General features: G+C 71.3%; 17 protein-coding genes. 9 read left to right on the forward strand and 8 right to left on the reverse strand.

Translation table 11 applies throughout. The features are described from left to right. Window positions 1–314 precede the first annotated feature (314 nt). Window positions 315–1100 carry a transcriptional repressor LexA gene (lexA, locus tag OOJ91_RS32500; RefSeq protein ID WP_091400540.1) on the forward strand — a complete coding sequence of 262 codons (786 nt, stop codon included), beginning with the start codon at window positions 315–317 and terminating at the stop codon, window positions 1098–1100. A gap of 70 nt (window positions 1101–1170) precedes the next feature. Here the strand turns inward: lexA and OOJ91_RS32505 are convergent, their stop codons facing one another. Continuing rightward, window positions 1171–2871, reverse strand: a complete 1701-nt coding sequence (locus tag OOJ91_RS32505) for a hypothetical protein (protein WP_266251117.1) — start codon at window positions 2869–2871, stop codon at window positions 1171–1173. Window positions 2872–2921: 50 nt separating this feature from the next. Continuing rightward, window positions 2922–4376 (reverse strand): GTPase HflX, encoded by a 1455-nt coding sequence (hflX, locus tag OOJ91_RS32510; protein WP_266251119.1) that lies wholly within the window; start codon window positions 4374–4376, stop codon window positions 2922–2924. 185 nt (window positions 4377–4561) lie between these two features. Here hflX and OOJ91_RS32515 point away from each other — a divergent pair, with 185 nt between their 5' ends. After that, window positions 4562–6028, forward strand: a complete 1467-nt coding sequence (locus OOJ91_RS32515; RefSeq protein ID WP_266251121.1) for an NAD-dependent malic enzyme — start codon at window positions 4562–4564, stop codon at window positions 6026–6028. Window positions 6029–6132: 104 nt separating this feature from the next. Here the strand turns inward: OOJ91_RS32515 and dapF are convergent, their stop codons facing one another. Genes dapF through OOJ91_RS32530 form a run of 3 tightly spaced genes read right to left on the reverse strand, consistent with a single transcriptional unit; the run spans window position 6133 to window position 8652 of the window. Then, on the reverse strand, window positions 6133–6984 hold the full coding sequence (dapF, locus tag OOJ91_RS32520) for a diaminopimelate epimerase (protein WP_266251122.1): 852 nt from the start codon (window positions 6982–6984) through the stop codon (window positions 6133–6135). A gap of 7 nt (window positions 6985–6991) precedes the next feature. Beyond that, window positions 6992–7996, reverse strand: coding sequence for a tRNA (adenosine(37)-N6)-dimethylallyltransferase MiaA (gene miaA, locus OOJ91_RS32525; protein ID WP_439117151.1), 1005 nt, complete (start codon window positions 7994–7996; stop codon window positions 6992–6994). Then, the gene (locus OOJ91_RS32530) at window positions 7921–8652 is read right to left on the reverse strand and encodes a hypothetical protein (protein ID WP_266251126.1); all 732 of its coding nucleotides are present in this window, start codon (window positions 8650–8652) and stop codon (window positions 7921–7923) included. The genes miaA and OOJ91_RS32530 overlap by 76 nt, the downstream gene beginning before the upstream one ends. A 201-nt stretch (window positions 8653–8853) precedes the next feature. Between OOJ91_RS32530 and OOJ91_RS32535 the strand changes: the two genes are divergently transcribed. From OOJ91_RS32535 to OOJ91_RS32545, 3 genes are all read left to right on the forward strand, one after another. After that, on the forward strand, window positions 8854–10062 hold the full coding sequence (locus OOJ91_RS32535; RefSeq protein ID WP_266251128.1) for a DUF349 domain-containing protein: 1209 nt from the start codon (window positions 8854–8856) through the stop codon (window positions 10060–10062). A gap of 880 nt (window positions 10063–10942) precedes the next feature. Next, on the forward strand, window positions 10943–12553 hold the full coding sequence (locus tag OOJ91_RS32540) for a cellulase family glycosylhydrolase (RefSeq protein ID WP_266251130.1): 1611 nt from the start codon (window positions 10943–10945) through the stop codon (window positions 12551–12553). Window positions 12554–12789: 236 nt separating this feature from the next. Then, window positions 12790–14181: a pectate lyase family protein gene (locus OOJ91_RS32545; RefSeq protein WP_266251132.1), complete on the forward strand. Its 1392-nt coding sequence runs from the start codon at window positions 12790–12792 to the stop codon at window positions 14179–14181. A gap of 45 nt (window positions 14182–14226) precedes the next feature. Here the strand turns inward: OOJ91_RS32545 and miaB are convergent, their stop codons facing one another. After that, window positions 14227–15726, reverse strand: coding sequence for a tRNA (N6-isopentenyl adenosine(37)-C2)-methylthiotransferase MiaB (gene miaB, locus OOJ91_RS32550; protein WP_266251134.1), 1500 nt, complete (start codon window positions 15724–15726; stop codon window positions 14227–14229). Window positions 15727–15782: 56 nt separating this feature from the next. Between miaB and OOJ91_RS32555 the strand changes: the two genes are divergently transcribed. After that, entirely contained in the window at window positions 15783–16067 is a 285-nt protein-coding gene (locus OOJ91_RS32555) for a DUF2277 family protein (protein WP_266251136.1), read from the forward strand. Here OOJ91_RS32555 and OOJ91_RS32560 read toward each other — a convergent pair. Together OOJ91_RS32560 and selD are read right to left on the reverse strand one after the other, a co-directional pair. Continuing rightward, a complete protein-coding gene (locus tag OOJ91_RS32560; protein WP_266251140.1) occupies window positions 16013–16492 on the reverse strand; it encodes a hypothetical protein in 480 nt (159 codons plus the stop codon). The two genes, OOJ91_RS32555 and OOJ91_RS32560, sit on opposite strands and share 55 nt — an antisense overlap. Window positions 16493–16716: 224 nt before the next feature. Continuing rightward, complete coding sequence (gene selD / locus OOJ91_RS32565) at window positions 16717–17706, reverse strand: selenide, water dikinase SelD (protein WP_266251141.1); 990 nt, start codon at window positions 17704–17706, stop codon at window positions 16717–16719. 195 nt (window positions 17707–17901) lie between these two features. Between selD and OOJ91_RS32570 the strand changes: the two genes are divergently transcribed. From OOJ91_RS32570 to OOJ91_RS32580, 3 genes are all read left to right on the forward strand, one after another. Then, window positions 17902–18657 (forward strand): amino acid ABC transporter ATP-binding protein, encoded by a 756-nt coding sequence (locus tag OOJ91_RS32570; RefSeq protein WP_266251143.1) that lies wholly within the window; start codon window positions 17902–17904, stop codon window positions 18655–18657. 59 nt (window positions 18658–18716) lie between these two features. Next, window positions 18717–19652, forward strand: a complete 936-nt coding sequence (locus tag OOJ91_RS32575; RefSeq protein WP_266251145.1) for a glutamate ABC transporter substrate-binding protein — start codon at window positions 18717–18719, stop codon at window positions 19650–19652. An 80-nt stretch (window positions 19653–19732) separates the two neighbouring features. After that, window positions 19733–20389, forward strand: a complete 657-nt coding sequence (locus tag OOJ91_RS32580) for an amino acid ABC transporter permease (RefSeq protein WP_266251147.1) — start codon at window positions 19733–19735, stop codon at window positions 20387–20389. Window positions 20390–20420: the final 31 nt, after the last annotated feature.

Here is a 20420-nt window from a genome sequence, read left to right on the forward strand (position 1 = left end):
CGCCGGGGAGCCGACCCGGTTACCGGCCACACGGCCGGACCACCCCGGAAAAAAGCCACCGATCGAACACCCGTGCTATCCGACGTACCATTTATCAGAACATCCGTACGACCGGAGCGGTTTTTCACCCCGACACGCCGGTGAGAGGTCGTACAGATGTTTGAAAATGACCGATCTCACCTATACGGTCAGGAACAACCGGGCGCGATGGATCTTCACCAAACCCGGCGACGCACCACCCGAGTTCCATCCGTGGCACCACCGCACGCACCACGAGCCGACGAGGCACCCAGCGCCGACCAGGGAGGACGGACGTGACCGAGGACCGGGCCAGCCGGCCGAAGAGCCCGCAGCAGATCACCGAGGCGGGCCCGCCAGCCACCCGACGCCGCAGCGCCGCGCGCAGCCGGACGGGTCAGCCCGCCGTGCGCCCGGTCACTCCGGTGGTCAGCGCCTTCCCCGACCCGGCGACGGTCGACCTGACCGCCCGCCAGCGCCGCATCCTGGAGTTCATCCGCACCTGGGTGGAGCGGCACGGCTACCCGCCGAGCGTCCGGGAGATCGGCGAGGCGGTCGGCCTGGTGTCGCCGTCGAGCGTCGCCTACCAGCTCAAGGAGCTGGAGAAGAAGGGCTTCCTGCGCCGCGACCCCAACCGGCCGCGCGCGGTGGACGTCCGGGCCCCCAGCGAGGCCATCGACGACGAGTTGTCCCGCGCCCAACGACCCACCCCGGCGTACGTGCCGATGCTCGGCCGCATCGCCGCCGGTGGGCCGATCCTCGCCGAGCAGGCGGTGGAGGACATCTTCCCCCTCCCCCGCGAGCTGGTGGGTGAGGGCGAGGTGTTCATGCTCCAGGTCAAGGGTGACTCGATGCTCGACGCCGCGATCTGCGACGGTGACTGGGTGGTCGTCCGGCAGCAGCCGACGGCCGACTCGGGCGAGATCGTGGCCGCCATGCTCGACGGCGAGGCGACAGTCAAGACCTACCGGCGACGCGACGGGCACGTGTGGCTGATGCCGCAGAACCCGGCCTTCGACCCGATCCCCGGTGACGACGCCACCATCATGGGCCGGGTCGTGGCGGTGCTCCGCCGAATCTGACCGGCCGGCGGGCGGGTGAGTGGTCTACCGCGCTCACCCGCGCCGCCCGACCGATCAGGCGCTGCCCGCGTCAGTAGCGGTCGCCCCGGTGGCCACGGCCGCCCCCGGGATACTGCTCGTACGGGTCGCCGGGCGTGTCGCCGTCCCGCCTGCGGGCGGGCCGTTGGTCGCGGTAGTCCGGTTCCTGCCCACCACGCCGTGGCGGCTCGGCACGACCCCCGCCGGGCTGGCCGCCACCACCGCCGTACACACCGTTGCCGGGTCGACCACCGGCACCCGCCGGACGGCCGCCGCTCCCGGGACCCGTCGGGCGACCCCCACCGCCCGCGCCTGCCGGACGGCCGCCGCCAGCGCCGCCGTACACACCGCCACCGGCCGGAGCGGCACCACCGCGACCGCCCGGACGGCCGGGGCCGTAGCCGCCACCCTCACCGCCCGGTGGGCGTGCACCGCCGCCGTAGACGGCACCTCCGGCGGGAGCGGCGCCGCCCCGACCGGGGCCGCCGCCGTAGACGCCGCCACCGGCCGCCGCGCCGCCGTAGACGCCGGGGGCCGGACGGCCTCCGGTGCCCGGTACGACGCCGTCGGAGGGAGAGCCACGCCTGTCGTCCGGGTCGACATCCGAGCCCGACCCGTCGGCCGGCTCGGCGGCCGGTGGCCGGCGGCGGGCCCGCAGGATGCCGACGATTCCGGCGCCGACGAGCAGCAGACCGAGGACGCCGACCCCGCCCACGAGGTAGGTGATGTCGTCGAAACTGAGCCCGTCGACCCAGGACTTCCCGGCGGCCGGCTTGGCACCCCCGGGAGCGGCCACGGCCGCCGCCACGCTCGTGGACGGCGTGTAGCTCAGGATGTCGACCGGCTCGTCAGCGGTGAGCTGCCCGCCGTCGGAGACGGTGACGAAGGTCTTCCCGTCCGAGGTGTAGGAGATCGCCTCACCGAACGGATCGGCCAGTGGCGTCACCCGCGGCTTGCCGGTGGTGAGCGCCTCGACGATGTTGCCGCCGGTCACGTCGTACTCGAAGGCGTCCGCGTACGTCCGGATGACGACGCGGCTGCCGTCCGGCGATCGGGCGGCCCCGGTGACCGCGGACCGCCCGTACACGCTGAGCGGGTTCTCGGTAGTGGTCTTCGGCAGCTTGATCTCGCCGACCTTCTTCATCGGCACCGGCGCGGTGTCGCCGTTCTTCAGCTTCGCCGTCGGAGTGAAGATCTCCGAGTCGCCGCTCGCCACCTTGGTGATGATCAGCGGGAGGCCGTCGGCCCCCACCAGCAACGCCTCCGCGTCGTGCGGCTTGGCCTCGGGATAGGAGAGCCGGTGCAGCACGGGCTGCTTGCTGCCGTTGATCGGCATGGTCCAGACCGCGATCCGCGACCGCCGCTCCTTGCTGCTGGTGTTGTCGCCGATGTCACCGATCCACAGGGTGTCGCCCTTCGGCGACACGGCCAGGTCCTCGGTGTCGAACGGCCCCTGGCCCGAGTAGCGGACCGGCTCCTTGACGACCTTGCACTTGCTGTCGAGGAAGAAGATCCGCTTGCGCGCCTCAACGTCGGTGCCGTCGTTGATGACGATGTAGCCGCTCTTGGTCGCCACCAACCCGGACAGCTCCCGCAGCCGCTCGTCGGCGACCGTGCAGCGCTTCTTGCCGGGGGTGGCGGCGGGCGGCTGGGATGATCCGGGAGCGGGAGCGGCAACTGCTACTCCGGCCAGCGCCACGGTTGCCCCGAGCAGGCCGAGGGCAACCGTGACCGAGGAAACAACGCGGCGCATTCGGCCAGTGTCGCATGCCGCGCGTTTCCGGTGGATGACGCCGGGGCCGCTCAGGGCCGGCTGCCGACCGCCTGGCCCTCCCGCGCGACGTCGAACGGCGCCAGCTCGGCGGCGAGCGCCGCACTGACCCGGACGTGCAGCAGGGTGCCCTCCGGCAGGTGCGACGTGCTGAGCACCTCGCCGGTGCGGTGCACGCGGGACACCAGGTCGCCGCGGTCGTACGGCAGGACGGCCCGGACCTCCACGGCGGGTTGCGGCAGCCGCTCCTCGATCGCCGCCCGCAGGGCGTCGATCCCCCGCCCCGAGTACGCCGAGACGAAGATCGCCTCCGGCCAGAGGCGCTTGAGCCGCAGCAGCGCGTCCTCGTCGGCCGCGTCGGTCTTGTTGACCACAAGCAGCTCGGGGAGCCGGTCCGCGCCCACCTCGGCGAGCACCTCGTGCACCGCCCGGACCTGCTCCTCCGGATCCGGGTGGGTGCCGTCGACGACGTGCACCACCAGATCCGCCTCCGCGACCTCCTCAAGCGTCGAGCGGAACGCCTCGACGATCTGGTGCGGCAGGTGCCGGACGAAGCCGACAGTGTCGGAGAGCGTGTAGAGCCGCCCGTCCGAGGTGGTGGCCTTGCGGGTGGTCGGGTCGAGCGTCGCGAAGAGCGCGTTCTCCACCAGCACGCCCGCGCCGGTCAGCCGGTTGAGCAGGCTGGACTTGCCGGCGTTCGTGTAGCCGGCGATGGCCACGGCGGGCACGGAGTTGCGGGTACGGCGGGCGCGCTTGGTGACGCGTACCGTGCGCATGCTCTTGATCTCGCGGCGCAGCCGGGAGATGCGGTGGCGGATGCGCCGTCTGTCGGTCTCCAGCTTGGTCTCACCGGGACCACGCACACCCACGCCGCCGCCGGCGCCGCCGCCACGGCCGGAACCACCGGTCTGCCGGGAGAGCGTCTCACCCCAACCGCGTAGCCGGGGCAGCAGGTATTGCAGCTGGGCCAGCTCGACCTGCGCCTTGCCTTCCTTGCTCTTGGCGTGCTGGGCGAAGATGTCGAGGATCAGCGCCGTGCGGTCGACAACCTTGACCTTGGTGCGCTGCTCCAGGTTGCGCAGCTGCGACGGGGACAGCTCACCGTCGCAGATGACCGTGTCGGCGCCGGTGGAGAGCACCACCGCGCCCAGATCGTCGACCTTGCCGCGGCCGATGTAGGTGGCCGGGTCGGGTCGGGTACGACGCTGGATCAGCCCTTCGAGCACCTGGGAGCCCGCGGTCTCGGCCAGCGCGGCCAGCTCGGTGAGGGAATTCTCGGCGTCGGTCACCGTGCCCTCGGTCCAGACGCCCACCAGGACGACCCGCTCCAGCCGCAGCTGGCGGTATTCCACCTCGGTGACGTCGGAGAGCTCGGTTGACAGGCCCGGGACGCGTCGCAGGGACTGTCGCTCCGACAGTTCCATCTCGCCGGTGGTGACGTCGTCGAACTCGTCCTCGACGGGGACGAAGCTCTCCTGGTCTCGCAAGCGGTTCTCCTGTCCGAAATGATGAGTAGAACGTAATCCTGACATGACACAACGCCGAACGCACCTGCTATATGCCCGTGCCGAACGTCGCCAAAAGTGGGGGCGAATACCGGTCGACCTCGACAACCCGGTAGAAATGCTCAGGCGGCGGCCGACCGGCCGCACAGCCGTGACGGAGGGACCCCGTGGCCATCACCCGACTGCCGAGCGCCGGATTTTCGATCACGATCCGGATCGCCGTTACCGCGGACGCGTCCTCGATCGGCCGGCTCACCACCTCCGTCGGCGAGGCCGGGGCGATCGTCACGGCGCTGGACGTGGTGGACTCGGACCCGACCCACGTGATCGTGGACCTGACCTGCGACACCGCCGACGCCGGTCACGCCGACCAGGTGGTCGAGGCGCTGACCGCGCTGGACGGCGTGGACGTGCGCAAGGTGTCGGACCGCACGTTCCTCCTGCACCTCGGCGGCAAGATCGAGGTGACCTCCAAGGTCGCGCTGCGCAACCGTGACGAGCTGTCCCGGGCGTACACCCCGGGGGTGGCCCGGGTCTGCATGGCGATCGCCGAGAACCCGGCGGACGCCCGACGGCTGACGATCAAGCGCAACACCGTCGCGGTGGTCAGCGACGGCTCGGCGGTGCTCGGGCTGGGCAACCTGGGCCCGGCCGCGTCGCTGCCGGTGATGGAGGGCAAGGCCGCGCTGTTCAAGCGCTTCGGCGGCGTGGACGCCTGGCCGGTCGTGCTCGACACGCAGGACACCGACGAGATCGTGCAGATCGTCAAGGCGATCGCGCCCGCGTACGGCGGGATCAACCTGGAGGACATCGCCGCGCCGCGCTGCTTCGAGATCGAGGCCCGGCTGCGCGAGGCGCTGGACATCCCGGTCTTCCACGACGATCAGCACGGCACCGCGATCTGCGTGCTTGCCGCGCTTACCAACGCGCTGCGCGTCGTGGGCAAGCAGCTCGCGGACGTACGTGTGGTCGTCTCCGGCGCCGGCGCGGCCGGCACCGCGATCATGAAGCTGCTGCTGCGCCAGGGCGTCGGCGACATCATCGCGTACGACCGCCAGGGCGCCCTGCACCGCGGGCTGACCGACCTCAACCCGGCGTGGCAGTGGCTGGCGGAGAACACCAACAAGGAGAACTACGCGGGTGACCTGCCCGGCGCGATCCGGGGCGCCGACGTGTTCATCGGGGTCAGCGCGCCGAACCTGCTCACCGGGGACGACATCGCGCAGATGGCGAAGGACTCGATCGTCTTCGCGCTTGCCAACCCGGACCCGGAGGTCGACCCGCGGGAGGCGCGCAAGTACGCCGCGGTGGTCGCCACCGGCCGCTCGGACCAGCCGAACCAGATCAACAACGTGCTCGCCTTCCCGGGCGTGTTCCGCGGGATGCTCGACGCGCACGCCGAGGAGTTCACCGAGGAGATGGCGATCGCGGCGGCCCGGGCCATCGCCGACGTCGTCGGTGAGGACAAGATCAACCCGACGGTGATCGTGCCGAGCGTCTTCGACTCGCGGGTCGCCCCGGCGGTCGCCGCCGCCGTCCGCGCCGCCGCACACAACCCGAGCCCGCTGCCGGCAGCCGACCCGGGCCCGTCCGACCTCCCCGAGATCGCCGCCAACGCAAGCGCCACCCCGTAACGCGCGAACCGCCCACCGCCCCCACCGTATTGATCAAGAGGTTCGCGTCAGGAACCACGTGAAATCTGACGCGAACCTCTTGATCAATACGGTGGGGGCGCGCGTCAGACGGCAGTGGGCAGGGTGGAGAGGTCGACCTCGCCCGTCGCCACCAGGACGGCGGGGCCGGAGAGCCAGCAGGAGTTCTCGGTGACCGTCACCGTCAGTCGGCCGCCGGGGACGTCGACGGCGACCACTCCGGTGTCCCGGCCGGCGTCGCGCAGGGCCACCGCGCCCACCGCGCACGCGCCGGTGCCGCAGGACAGGGTCTCGGCGCTGCCGCGCTCGTACACCCGCATCAGAGAGTGCGCGTCGGTGGCGTCGACCGGGTCGCCCGCCACGATGAACTCCACGTTCACGCCGGCCGGGAAGACCTCCGGGTCGAACCCGGGCGCGACGGTCAGGTCCAGCGCGGCCAGCTCCACGCCCGCCGGCAGGACACAGACCAGGTGCGGGTTGCCGATGTCCACGGCGGTGCCGGGCAGGGTCAGACCGCCAAGGGTGGCGGTCGAGGCGTCGTACACCTGGGGGCGGCGCATCTCGACGGACACGGCGTCGCCCTCGACAAGCGCGCGCACGACGCCGGCCCGGGTGGCCACCGGCAGCGCCGCGCCGACCGGCGTGGCCAGCTCGTTGTCGAGCAGGTACCGGACGAAGACCCGCGCGCCGTTGCCGCACATCTCGGCGAACGAACCGTCGGCGTTCCAGTAGTCCATGAACCACTCGGCCTCGCCGGCCAGGTCGGCGCCGTCCGGATGCTTGGCCGCACGGACGACCCGCAGCACCCCGTCCGCGCCGATGCCCCGCCGTCGGTCGCAGAGCGCCGCGACCAGCTCCGGGGTCAGGTCGAGCTGACCGTCCGGGTCGGGCAGGAGGACGAAGTCGTTGCCGGTGCCGTGGCCCTTGGTGAACTCCACGCACCCATTATCGCGTCTCGGCCGGCGCCAGACGCAGGGCGGCCCCGATCAGGTCCGGCGTCGCCGAGTCCAGCCAGTGGATCCGCGGGTCGCGCCGGAACCAGGACCGCTGCCGACGGACGAAACGCCTGGTGGCCCGGACCGTCTCGTCGTGCGCCTGCGCCTCGGTCAGCTCACCGGCGAGCATCCGCAACACCTGCTGGTAGCCCAGCGCCCGGCTCGCCGTGCGCCCCTCGGGCAGCCCCCGACCCACCAGCTCGCGGGTCTCCGGCACCAGCCCGTCGGCCCACATCCGGTCCACCCGCAGCGCGATGCGCTCGTCCAGCAGCCCGGTGTCCAGGTCGACGCCGAGCTGCACCGACGGGTAGTACGGCGTCGGCTGCGGCAGCGACGCGGCGAACGGCGCACCGGTCAGCTCGATCACCTCCAGGGCCCGGACGATCCGTCGCCCGTTGCCGGGCAGGATGCCCTCGGCGGCGACGGGGTCGGCGGCGCGCAGCCGCGCGTACAGCGGCGCGGGGCCCACCTCGGCCAACTCCCGCTCCAGCCGCTCGCGCAGCGCCGCGTCGGTGCCGGGGAACTCGAAGCGCTCCAGCACCGCCCGCACGTACAACCCCGAGCCACCGACCAGCAGCGGCACCCGACCCCGGGACAGGATGTCGTCCACAGCCGCGCGGGCCAGCCGCTGGTACTCCGCGACGCTCGCCGGCTCGGTGACCTCCCAGATGTCGAGCAGGTGGTGCGGCACACCGTCCCGCTCGGCGGGGGTCAGCTTGGCGGTGCCGATGTCCATGCCCCGGTAGAGCTGCATCGAGTCGGCGTTGACCACCTCCCCGTCCAGCGCGTGCGCGAGCGCGATGCTCAACGCCGACTTGCCCGCAGCCGTCGGCCCGACCACCGCCACGACCGTGCCGGCCGGGACCGCCCCACCGCCGGTCACGCCCGCTCCCAGGACGCCACGAAGTAGGCCACGCCGTAGGGGGCCGAGTCGTGCAGCAGCTCGCCGCGCCATCCGCCGCCGCTCGACCGGGCCGCCTCGGCGAGCACCTGCCACGACGCCCGTCCGGCGACCTTCAACTGCGTCGACAGACCCGCGTCCAGGTCGCGCAGGGCGTCCAGGTCCGCCTCGGCCAGGGCCGCGGCGACCCGCTTGTCGTACGGGAGGGCACGCTTGTCGTCGTACCCGGGTGCCTTCTCCCCCCGGCAGGCCGACCCGTCGCCGAGCACCAGCAGCGCCACCCGGTCACCGGCGCCGGCGACCTGCTCGGCGAGCGCGGCCACCTCGACCGGCCCGGCGTCGGCGGTCACCTGCACGGCGCTCACCGCCGCGGCGGCCACGGCGGGGCGCGCCGCGTGCCGGGCCAGCAGCCACGCGCCGACAGTCAGGCTCAACGGCAGCACCGCGCCCCGGTCCGGCTGACCGGGGACCAGGGGCACATCCAGGTCGACGCCCCAGGGTTGCAGGGTGCCGGTGGCCGGGGGCCGGATCGGGCCGGTCGACGGGCCGACGCCGAGCAGCACCACCGCGTCCGGATCGACGGCCAGCAGCCGGCGTACGGCGAGGTCACAGGCTGCCCGCAGGTCGTCCAGCTCCCCCGCGGCGGCACCGGCGACCTCGGGCACGAGCAGGGGCGGATGCGGGCAGACAGCGGCGGCGACCAGTGGCACCCGTTCACCGTAGCGGGAATGCCCGGTGCGTCTCCGCGCCGATACGGTCAATCAGGCTCTAGGACACCGTATGGTCACGGTCGGCGATAGGCGCTCGACGCGGACCGGGTCGGACCTGTGACAATGCCGGAAGTAACTTGGCTGCGCCGTGGCGGCGACGGGGGACTGTTCCCTCGACGCCGGGAGAACGAGGATGGGCACATGAGCGACTGGACTGCCTTCGGACGGGTGGACGCGGACGGCACCGTTTACGTCAAGACCTCCGAGGGCGAGCGGGTGGTCGGATCCTGGCAGGCGGGAGCACCGGAGGAGGGTCTCGCACACTTCGCACGCCGCTTCGCCGACCTGGTCACCGAGGTGGACCTGACCGAAGCGCGGCTCAACTCGGGCGCTGCGGACGCCGGGCACTCGCTGAGCACGATCAAGCGGATCCGCGCCACGCTGCCCGAGGCCCACGTGGTCGGCGACATCGACGCCCTGGCCGCTCGGCTGGACAAGCTGTCGACAGTCGCCGAGGAGAAGGCCACCGAGGCGCGCGCCGCCCGGGACGCCGCCCGCGGTGAGGCCCTGGCCCGCAAGACCGCACTTGTCGAGGAGGCGGAGAAGCTCGCCGCCGAGTCCACCGGCTGGAAGACGGCGGGTGACCGGCTCAAGGAGATCCTCGACGAGTGGAAGACCATTCGCGGGGTCGACAAGAAGGCCGACGGCGAGCTGTGGAAGCGGTTCGCCGCCGCGCGGGACGGCTTCACCAGGCGTCGGGGCGCCCACTTCGCCTCCCTTGACGCGACGCGCAAGCAGGCGCAGACCGTCAAGGAAGAGCTGGTCGAAGAGGCCGAGAAGATCAAGGACTCCACCGAGTGGGCGGCCACTGCCAACCAGCTCAAGGAGCTGATGACGCAGTGGAAGGCCGCCCCGCGTGCCTCCAAGGAGGCCGAGCAGAAGCTCTGGGAACGGTTCCGGGCCGCGCAGGACGCCTTCTTCAGCCGACGCAGCGAGGTCTTCTCCGCCCGGGACAACGAGCAGCGCGGCAACCTGGAGCGCAAGCAGGCCCTGCTGGCCGAGGCCGAGGCCCTGGACATCGACGCCGACCCGAAGGGCGCCCAGGCCAAGCTGCGGGAGATCCAGGCCCAGTGGCACGAGGCCGGCCGGGTGCCCCGCGAGGCCGCCGCCGGGCTGGAGCGCCGGTTGCGTGTCATCGACGACAAGGTCCGCGACGTGATGGACTCGGCGTGGCGCCGCACCACCAAGGAGGACAACCCGCTGCTCGCCCAGATGCGGTCCCAGGTGGCGGAGGCCGAGGAGCGGCTGGCCCGGGCGCAGAGCGCCGGGGACGCCCGCCGGATCAAGGAGGCCGAGCAGGCCCTCGCCTCCAAGCGGCAGTTCCTCCAGCTCGCCGAGCAGGCCGGCTGACCTGACGCTGTCCGGGAGCCCCCGGTCCCCGCACGGGACCGGGGGCTCTCGCGTGTCCGCGTGTCCGCGTGTCCGCGTGTCCGCGCCCCACGCCCCACGCCCCACGCCCCACGCCCCACGCCCCACGCCCCACGCCCCACGCCCCACGCCCCACGCCCCACGCCCCACGCCCCACGCCCCACGCCCCACGCCCCACGCCCCACGCCCCACGCCCCGCGCCCCGCGCCCCGCGCCCCGCGCCCAAGATCTACGCAACATCCCGGATGTTGCTGCCTCCGACACGCGGGAGGCAGCAACATCACCGATGTTGCGCGGATCTTGGCGATGAACACCAAGCGCGGCCGACCGGAAGCGGGCCTTCGAGCACCCGCGCCGGTCAAGGTCACGCTCGATCCTGGCTGTAGTGGCCACGAAGCGACCACGAAGCCACTACATCCAGGATCGAGCGCGATCTTGCCGGGCGCACAGGGCGCGCGGGCACGCGGGCCCGAGACAGGACACGCGGGCCCGAGACAGGACACGCGGGCCCGAGACAGGACACGCGGGCCCGAGACAGGACACGCGGGCCCGGTGCAGGACGCGCGGACCCGGGGCAGGGCGCGCGGACCCGGGGGCGGGGCACGCGGCGGGCTGGGCAGTTGACGCATCGAGGCGGGCTGATGAGAATGGGCGACGGAGTCAGGTAGGGCCACCGGGACGAGGGCGACGACGGCGGGGTTCCGCTGTCGAGGATCGGCCGGTGAGCTTCCGCGAGTGTCCCCGTCCGCGTGACATGGACCGTCGCGCACTGTCCGCGTACCCCGTGGGGGTCGTGACGTGTCGACGGCAGCTCGCCCGCGCGGCCCCATGGCCGACGCCGGGCCTGTGAAGTGGAGCTCGAATGTTCCGTCCCAAAGCTCTCGGCGGTGCGCTGACCGCGCTCGCCACCGTCGCGGCCGGCGTGTTCATCGCCGCCGCCGTCAGCACCACCCCGGCCTCCGCCGCGGGCACCGGCACCGGTTATCTGCACACGAACGGCAGTCAGATCGTGGACAGCACCGGCGCCACGGTCCGGTTGACAGGCATCAACTGGTTCGGCATGGAGACCGACAACAAGACCTTCCACGGGCTCTGGTCGAGCAACCCGTGGCGGGGGCAGCTCGACACGATGGCCCGGCTGGGCTACAACACGTTGCGGGTGCCGTACTCGAACGACGCGCTGAAGGCGGGCGCGACCGCCACCGGGATCAACGACTTCGTCAACCCGGACCTGGTCGGGCTCTCACCGTTGCAGATCCTGGACAAGGTGATCGCCTATGCCGGCAGCAAGGGCATGCGGATCATCCTGGACCGGCACCGGCCGACGTCGGCCGGGCAGTCGCCGCTCTGGTACACATCGACGGTCTCCGAGGCGACCTGGATCAACGACTGGAAGATGCTCGCCCAGCGGTACGCGGGCAATCCCACGGTGATCGGCGCGGACCTGCACAACGAGCCGCACGCCGAGGGCACCAACCCGGCGGCCACCGGCGCGTGCTGGGGCTGTGGCGACACCGCGCGGGACTGGCGGCTCGCCGCCGAGCGGGCCGGCAACGCGATCCTCGGTGTCCAGCCCAACTGGTTGATCTTCGTGGAGGGGGTGAGCTGCCCCAGCGGTGGTCTCTCCAACGTGTGGGACAACGATCCGAGCAACGACGAGGACTGCGGCTGGTGGGGCGGCAACCTGTCGAAGGCCGGCCAGTTCCCGGTGCGGCTGAACGTGGCGAACCGGCTGGTCTACTCGCCGCACGAGTACGCCACGTCGGTGTACCGGCAGACCTGGTTCGACGCCCCGGACTACCCGGCGAACATGCCGGCCATCTGGGACAAGTACTTCGGTTACCTCTACAAGCAGAACATCGCCCCGATCATGATGGGTGAGTTCGGAAGCACCCTGGCCGACCCGAAGGACCGGGTGTGGCTGGAGAAGTTGATGGCGTACACCGGCACCGGGGTCACCGGGATGTCGTTCACCTACTGGTCGTGGAACCCCAACTCGGGTGACACAGGTGGCATCGCGCTTGACGACTGGACGAACATCAACACCACCAAGCAGGCGATCCTCCAGCCGTACCTGATCGCGCCGGCCGGCGGCGGGCCCACGGGCGGACCGACGACCGGCGGACCCACTGGCGGGCCGACAGGTGGACCGACGACGCCGCCCCCGGGCGCCTGCACGACCACCTACCGGCAGGTGAACGCCTGGCAGGGCGGCTTCCAGGGCGAGGTGACAGTGAAGAACACCGGCTCGGCCGCGGTGAACCCGTGGTCGGTGACCTGGACCTGGCCGTCCGGGGTGACCCTGGGCAGTGGCTGGAACGCCACAGTGACCCAGTCGGGCACGACCGTCACCGCCGCCGCGCCGAGCCACGCGCCGTCGTTGGCGGCGGGGGCCTCGGTCACCGTGGGCTTCACCGCCAACGGCACTGCCAGCACCCCGGCGACCGTGAAGCTCAACGGCGCCGGCTGCTGAGCCACCGGGGTGGCCGGCGCCCACGTCGTGGGCGCCGGCCACCCCGGGCATTTACATCCACTGGCTTCTATGTTTCTATCGGGAAAGCGCTTGCCTCCGCAGTGGCAGGCGCGAACGCGGGAGCCGCTTTCCCCGAACTGCACCGGCGGGCCCGAGACCCACGGGTCCCGGCCGACGTCGCCGCCCACGGGCATGGGCGTCGCGACGGTCCGTCCGCCTCATCGAGAGGAAGCAGCATGCGCACACCACAGCGTCGGATGACGCTGCTCGCCACCACCGCCGCCGCCACCGCAGCACTGGTCACCGGCGGGCTCCTGACCGCCGTCTCGGCGCAGGCGGCCGCCGGCTGTCGGGTCGCCTACTCGGTCGCCAGCCAGTGGCCGGGCGGGTTCACCGGCAACGTCACGGTCACCAACCTCGGCGACCCGGTCTCCGGGTGGACGCTGCGCTGGTCGTACGGGGCCGGGCAGCAGGTCAGCCAGGCGTGGGGCGCCACCGCCACACAGAGCGGCGCCCAGGTCTCCGCCACCAACGTCGACTACAACGGCACCCTGGCCACCAACGGCAGCGCCTCGTTCGGGTTCAACGCGAGCTGGAACAACTCCAGCAACCCGGACCCGACAAGCTTCACCCTGAACAACGTCGCCTGCACCGGCGGCACCACCACCCCGACCACGCCGAGCACCCCGGGCACGTCTGGCACGCCGGGCACGCCGGGCACCCCGACGACCCCGCCGGTCCCGAGCGATCCGCCGCCCAGCGTGCCACCACCGACCGGTCTCGTCGGCTGGGCCACCCAGAACGGCGGCACCACCGGCGGCGGCGGCGCACCGACCACCACCGTCAGCAACGCCTCGGCGCTTACCAGCGCCCTGAACGCGACAGGCGCCGCGGTGATCCGGGTGTCCGGCACGATCTCCTGCTCGGGCATGCTGCGGGTCCGGTCCAACAAGACCATCCTCGGCAACTCCGGCGCGACGATCGTCGGCTGCGGACTCAACGTCAGCGGTGACCGCAACGTCATCATCCGGAACCTGACCTTCCGGGACTGGAACGACGACGCGATAAACGTGCAGGAGTCGGCCACCAACATCTGGATCGACCACAACACCTTCAGCAACGGGTACGACGGCGCTGTCGACATCAAGCGCGGGTCGGACTTCGTCACGGTGTCGTGGAACCGGGTCTTCAACCACGACAAGACCATGCTGCTCGGCCACAGCGACGACAACGGCGCCCAGGACACCGGCCACCTGCGGGTGACCTACCACCACAACTGGTTCGACGGCAGCAGGCAGCGCAACCCCCGGGTGCGCTTCGGCAACCCGGTGCACGTCTACAACAACTACTACCGGGCCAACGGCGGCTACGGCGTGGCCTCCACCGAGAACGCCGGCGTGCTCGTCGAGGGCAACTACTTCGAGAACGTCAGCGACACGTACCACCTCGGCGAGGCCGACTCCGGGCCGGGCCGCCTGGTCGCCCGCAACAACCACTTCGTCAACTCACCCGCCGGGCAGACCGGCGGCAGCGTCGCCAGCATCCCGTACTCGTACCAACTGGACACCGCGAGCACCGTCAAGTCCATCGTGACGGCCGGCGCCGGCGCCGGTCGGATCACGGTCTGACCGTGTGCCGGTAGGGGTCCGCCGTGCCGGCGGGCCCCGACCGGGTCAGTGCGCGGCGCAGCCGCCGGTGGGCGCGGGTGCGACCGCCGGCGCGCCGATCGTGGGCAGACCGAGCAACACCCCGGGGGTACGCGGGGAGCGGCCCGCCTCGGCGGCGTCGCCGGCCCGGGTCCGGCGGTGCGACAGTGGCGCTCCGTCGGCGTTGAGGTGATGCGGCGCGGCGTACGTGACTGTGGTCTGCACGATGTCGCCGGGCCGGATCGACCCGGCGAAGCTGCCGGCGTCGAAGTGCACGAGCCGGCCGTCACGGGCACGGCCGGACAGCCGCCCGGTGCGCTCGTCCTTGCGGCCCTCGCCGACCGCGACCAGCACCTCGACGGCCTCCCCCACCAGGCGCTTGTTCTCCGCCCAGGAGATGTCCTCGACGCAGGCGATCAGCCGCTCGTAGCGCTCCTGCACGACCTGCTTGGGCAGCTGGCCGTCCATGGTGGCGGCGGGGGTGCCGGGGCGCTTCGAGTACTGGAAGGTGAAGGCCGAGGAGAAGCGGGACTCGCGCACCACGTCCAGGGTGCGCTGGAAGTCGGCCTCCGTCTCACCGGGGAAGCCGACGATGATGTCGGTGGTGATCGCCGCGTCCGGCATCGCCGCCCGGACCTTCTCGATGATCCCCAGGTAGCGCTCGGAGCGGTACGACCGGCGCATCGCCTTCAGCACGTCGTCGGAGCCGGACTGCAACGGCATGTGCAGCGAGTGGCAGACGTTCGGTGTCTCGGCCATCGCGGCGATCACGTCGTCGGTGAAGTCCTTCGGGTGCGGGCTGGTGAACCGGACCCGCTCCAACCCGTCGATCTCGCCGCAGGCGCGCAGCAGCTTGCCGAACGCGTACCGGTCACCGAACTCGACGCCGTAGGAGTTGACGTTCTGCCCGAGCAGGGTCACCTCCAACACGCCCTCGTCGACCAGGGCGCGCACCTCGGAGAGGATGTCGCCGGGACGGCGGTCCTTCTCCTTGCCGCGCAGAGAGGGCACGATGCAGAACGTGCAGGTGTTGTTGCAGCCCACCGAGATCGAGACCCAGCCGGCGTACGTGGACTCGCGGCGGGTCGGCAGCGTGGACGGGAAGACGTCGAGCGACTCCAGGATCTCCACCTCGGCGGCGGCGTTGTGCCGGGCGCGTTCCAGCAGCACCGGCAGCGCGCCGATGTTGTGCGTGCCGAAGACCACGTCCACCCAGGGCGCCCTGCGCACGATCTCGCCGCGGTCCTTCTGCGCCAGGCAACCGCCGACGGCGATCTGCATCCCCGGATGCTTGTCCTTCACGGGGCGCAGATGACCGAGGTTGCCGTAGAGGCGGTTGTCGGCGTTCTCCCGCACCGCACAGGTGTTGAAGACGACGATGTCCGGGGTGTCGTCGGCTTGGGGCGCACGCACGTAACCGGCCTGTTCGAGCAGGCCGGAGATGCGCTCGGAGTCGTGCACGTTCATCTGGCAGCCATAGGTGCGCACCTGGTAGGTGCGCGGGCTGCCCGCCGCTGCGGTAGTCATGACCAGGACAGCGTATCCGGGTCGGCCGGATCGCCCCGACCCGAGGAGCACCAGACATGTGCCGAAGCATCAAGACGTTGCGGGAGCCGTTCACCCCGCAGGTGACCGACGCGGACATCGAGGCGGCGGCGTTGCAGTACGTCCGGAAGATCTCAGGCTTCCGGGCGCCCGCGGCGCACAACGCCGCCGCGTTCGAGGCCGCGGTGGCCGCCGTGACGGAGGCCACCCGCACCCTGCTCGACCAGCTGGTCGTGCGGGGTGGCGGGCCGGGCTCGGCCGCCGCGGGTCAGGCCGCGGCGAGCACCGGCGCGACGGTGTCGGGCGCCCAGCGCGAGCGGTGACACTGCGACCAGCCCCGGCAGCCCGGATCACCAAGCGTGCAGAGCCGCTGCCGGCTGAGCACCTCGCCGTCGTCGGTGTCCCGGACGTCGAAGTGCACCGGGCGGACCGTCCCGTCCGGTGCGACGAGCAGGTGCCGGCCGGCGTCGAGCGTGTCGTCGCGCAGCAGGCAGTTGCGGCCCAGCAGCCGGGCCAGCGCGGCGATGCTGGCGTGCTCGGAGAGCCGTTCGGGCACCCCGTAGCAGTCGACCACGGTCGAGAACTCGCCCGGCGCCTGCCAGACGTCACACACCACCGCGTACGCCGGCAGTCGGGCCGGGTCCGCCACCGCCAGCGGCATCACCACTCGGCCGAGCGCCTCGGCCAGCGCCGGGTAGACCTCCACGGGTCGTACCCGATCGATTCTCCAGTTCCACAGCTCGGTCATTCGGCCTCCTCGCTGCGTTCGTCCCACCGGCCTCCGGATCGGGCCTTACTGACGATGGTGGGGGGCATTTGACCTCAGCCGGGGGCAAGTTACCGGTCTGTGACCATTCCGGGCAAAATTTCCCTGAGCGGCATTGCTCGGAGTAGCGGGAAGGTGACAGTTTATCGGGTATCGTGCGTCGTTCGCGTCATCGGGGGCCGCGTGTCACCGCGCCGTCGTGTCCGTCAGCGCAGCACCACCATGTGCTCCCCGCGGGGCAGCAGCTCGCCCACCACGGGCGCGCCCGGCAGCTCACCGGCGACCAGCAGACCGCCGGAGGTCTGCGCGTCGGCCAACAGCAACCGCTCATCCTCGTCCGCCGCGCCGAAATCCGTCCACTGGGTGACCCACTCCAGGTTGCGACGGCTGCCGCCGCTGACGTACCCGTCGCGCAGCGCCTCCCGCGCGCCGGCCAGGTACGGCACGCGGGCGGTGTCGATGGCCACCGTGAGTCGGCTGGCACGGGCCAGCTTCGAGGCGTGCCCGAGCAGGCCGAAGCCTGTCACGTCGGTGCCGCAGCGGATACCGGCGGCGACCGCCGCCCGCGCGGCGTCCCGGTTGAGAGCGCTCATCGTGGCGACCGCCTCCGGGAAGCTCTCGCCGGTGGCCTTGTGCCGGGTGTTGAGCACGCCCACGCCGAGCGGCTTGGTCAGCGACAGCGGCACCCCGGCCCGACCGGCGTCCAGAGTGATCAGCTCCTCCGGGCGCACGGTGCCGGTGACCGCGAGACCGTACTTCGGACCGTCGTCGTCCACGCTGTGCCCACCGGCCAGGTGACAGCCCGCCTCCCGGGCCACGTCCTGGCCGCCGCGCAGCACCTCGCGCGCCAACTCCAGCGGCAGCACGTCCCGCGGCCAGCAGAGCAGGTTGAGCGCCACGAGCGGGATGCCGCCCATCGCGTACACGTCGGAGAGCGCGTTGGCGGCGGCGATGCGCCCCCAGTCGTACGCGTCGTCGACGACCGGGGTGAAGAAGTCAGCGGTGCTGACCAGGCCCGTCCGCTCGTCCAGGCGGACCACCGCGGCGTCGTCGCCGTGGTCCAGGCCGACAAGCAGCTCCGCAGTTCCGGTGGCCGGGCCGAGACCGGCCACCATGGTCTCCAGCTCGCCCGGCGGAATCTTGCAGGCGCAGCCACCGCCACGGGCGTACTTCGTCAGTCGTACCGGTTCGGTCATGCTCCCATCGTCACGGGCATCGGGTGCCGACGCCACTGTTGCGGCCCGCTCGAGGACCGGAATCGGAGCCTCGACACCGATCGTGACCGGTGTTACCGCTCCGTGACCAACTGAGTTGCGTTCCGCCACAGCCCGCCGCCTACAGTTGCCCAACCGGGGGTCAACCGACCCCGATCCGGGGAGACGACAGGGACGGTGGACGACGTGACGACGGGCGAACCGCTCATCGTGCTGGACGCGGTCAACAAGTGGTTCGGGCCGCTGCACGTGCTGGACGACGTCTCACTGTCGGTGGGTCGGGGCGAGGTGGTCGTGGTGATCGGCCCGTCCGGCTCCGGCAAGTCGACGCTGTGCCGCGCCATCAACCGACTGGAACCGATCAACTCCGGCACCATCACCTTCGACGGTCAGCCGCTGCCGGCCGAGGGCAAGGCCCTCGCGAGGCTGCGCAGCGAGGTGGGGATGGTCTTCCAGTCCTTCAACCTCTTCGCCCACAAGTCCATCCTGGAGAACGTCACCCTCGGGCCGGTCAAGGTCCGCAGGGAGAAGCCCGCCGCGGCTCGAGAGCGTGGCCTGGCCCTGCTCGACCGGGTCGGCATCGCCAACCAGGCGGACAAGTTCCCGGCCCAACTCTCCGGCGGCCAGCAGCAGCGGGCGGCTATCGCCCGCGCCCTGGCCATGCAGCCCAAGGCGATGCTCTTCGACGAGCCGACAAGCGCCCTCGACCCGGAGATGGTCGGCGAGGTGCTTGACGTGATGACCTCGCTGGCCCGCGACGGCATGACCATGGTCGTGGTCACCCACGAGATGGGCTTCGCCCGGCACGCCGCCAACCGGGTCATCTTCATGGCCGACGGCAAGCTCGTCGAGGACGCCTCCCCCGCGGAGTTCTTCGCCAACCCGCGCAGCGAACGGGCCAAGGACTTCCTCTCCAAGATCCTCACGCACTAGGCGTCCGTAGTGGAGCTACCACCGCACCTCGGTGGGCTCCGTCGAAGAAGGAGAAGAGTATGCGTATGAAGCGCGTGGCGGCGGTCGCCATGATGGCGTCCCTCGCCCTGTCCGCCGCGGCCTGCGGCAAGGAGGGTGAGCCGACGCCGAGCGCCGGTGGAAACGCCTCCGGCGCCGCCCAGGGAGACACCTGCAAGAGCTCCGGCGCGACCTTCACCCCGAAGACGGACGCGGCCGTCGCCGGCAGCCCGGCCTTCGAGAAGATCAAGGCGGCGGGCAAGGTCTCCGTCGGCGTCAAGTTCGACCAGCCGAACCTCGGCTACAAGGACGCCCAGGGCAAGCGGTGCGGCTTCGACATCGAGATCGCCCAGTACGTGGCCAGCACGCTCGGCGTGGACCCGACGAAGATCGAGTACAAGGAGATCGCGTCGGCCAACCGGGAGACCGCGATCAAGGGTGGTGAGGTCGACTACTACGTCGGCACCTACTCGATCACCGACAAGCGCAAGAACGACATCTCCTTCGCCGGCCCGTACTTCATCGCCGGCCAGGACCTGCTGGTCCGCAAGGACGAGACGTCGATCACCGGCAAGGACACCATCAAGGGCAAGAAGGTCTGCTCGGCCACCGGCTCGACCCCGATCCAGAAGGTCCGCGACGAGGGTCTGACCGAGGCGAACAACATCGTCGAGTTCAAGACCTACTCGGAGTGCGTCTCGCAGCTGCTGGACAAGAAGGTCGACGCCGTCACCACCGACGACGCCATCCTCAAGGGCTACGCGGCGCAGAACCCGGACGAGCTCAAGGTCGTCGGCCAGCCGTTCAGCACCGAGAAGTACGGCATCGGCCTGCCGAAGGACGACAAGGCGCTGCGCGACTACGTGAACGACCAGATCGAGGCCGCCTTCACGAACGGCACGTGGCAGAAGATCTACGACGGCACGCTCGGCAAGTCCGGCTCGGCGGGCACCCCGCCCAAGCTCGAACGGTACTGACCGACCGGCTCGACACGAGTTGCGGCGCCGGACGGGGCTCGTCCCCGTCCGGCGCCCGCCCCAGGGACTGAGAGCGAGGCATGGGCGCGTTCTTCCGCGTACTGACGGACAACGGGCAACTGTTCGTCGACGGGTTCACCAACACCGTCAAACTCTTCCTGATCGCCGCGGTCGGCAGCCTCGTCCTCGGCACGCTGCTCGGCGCGATGCGGGTCTCCCCCGTGCCGGCCCTGCGGGCGTTCGGTGCCACGTACGTCAACCTGGTGCGCAACACCCCTCTGACGCTTGTCTTCGCGTTCCTCGTCTTCGCGGTTCCGAAGCTCGACGTCAACATCGACTACTTTCCCAGCGCCGCCATCGCGTTGACCGTCTACACCTCGGCGTTCGTCTGCGAGGTGATCCGCTCCGGCGTGAACACGGTCGCGGCCGGGCAGGCCGAGGCGGCACGCGCGCTGGGCATGACCTTCGGCCAGGTGCTCACGCTCATCGTGCTGCCGCAGGCCCTGCGGGCGATGGTCCCGCCGATGATGAGCGTGTACATCGCGATGCTGAAGAACACCACGATCGCCGCCGGGTTCTCGGTGCTGGAGGCCGGCGCGATCCCGGCGTACATGGCCGAGCGGGGTGAGCCGCAGTTCGCCGTCCTGCTCTGGATCACCATCGGCTTCCTGATCCTGATCCTTCCGCTTGTCGCCCTGCAACGGTTCCTGGAGCGCAAGTGGAGGGTGGCCCGATGAGCGCCGTCGGTGTGGTCGCGAACGAAGGGTG

Origin of the sequence: Micromonospora lupini (assembly GCF_026342015.1) — a bacterium.
Lineage (GTDB): Bacteria > Actinomycetota > Actinomycetes > Mycobacteriales > Micromonosporaceae > Micromonospora > Micromonospora lupini_B.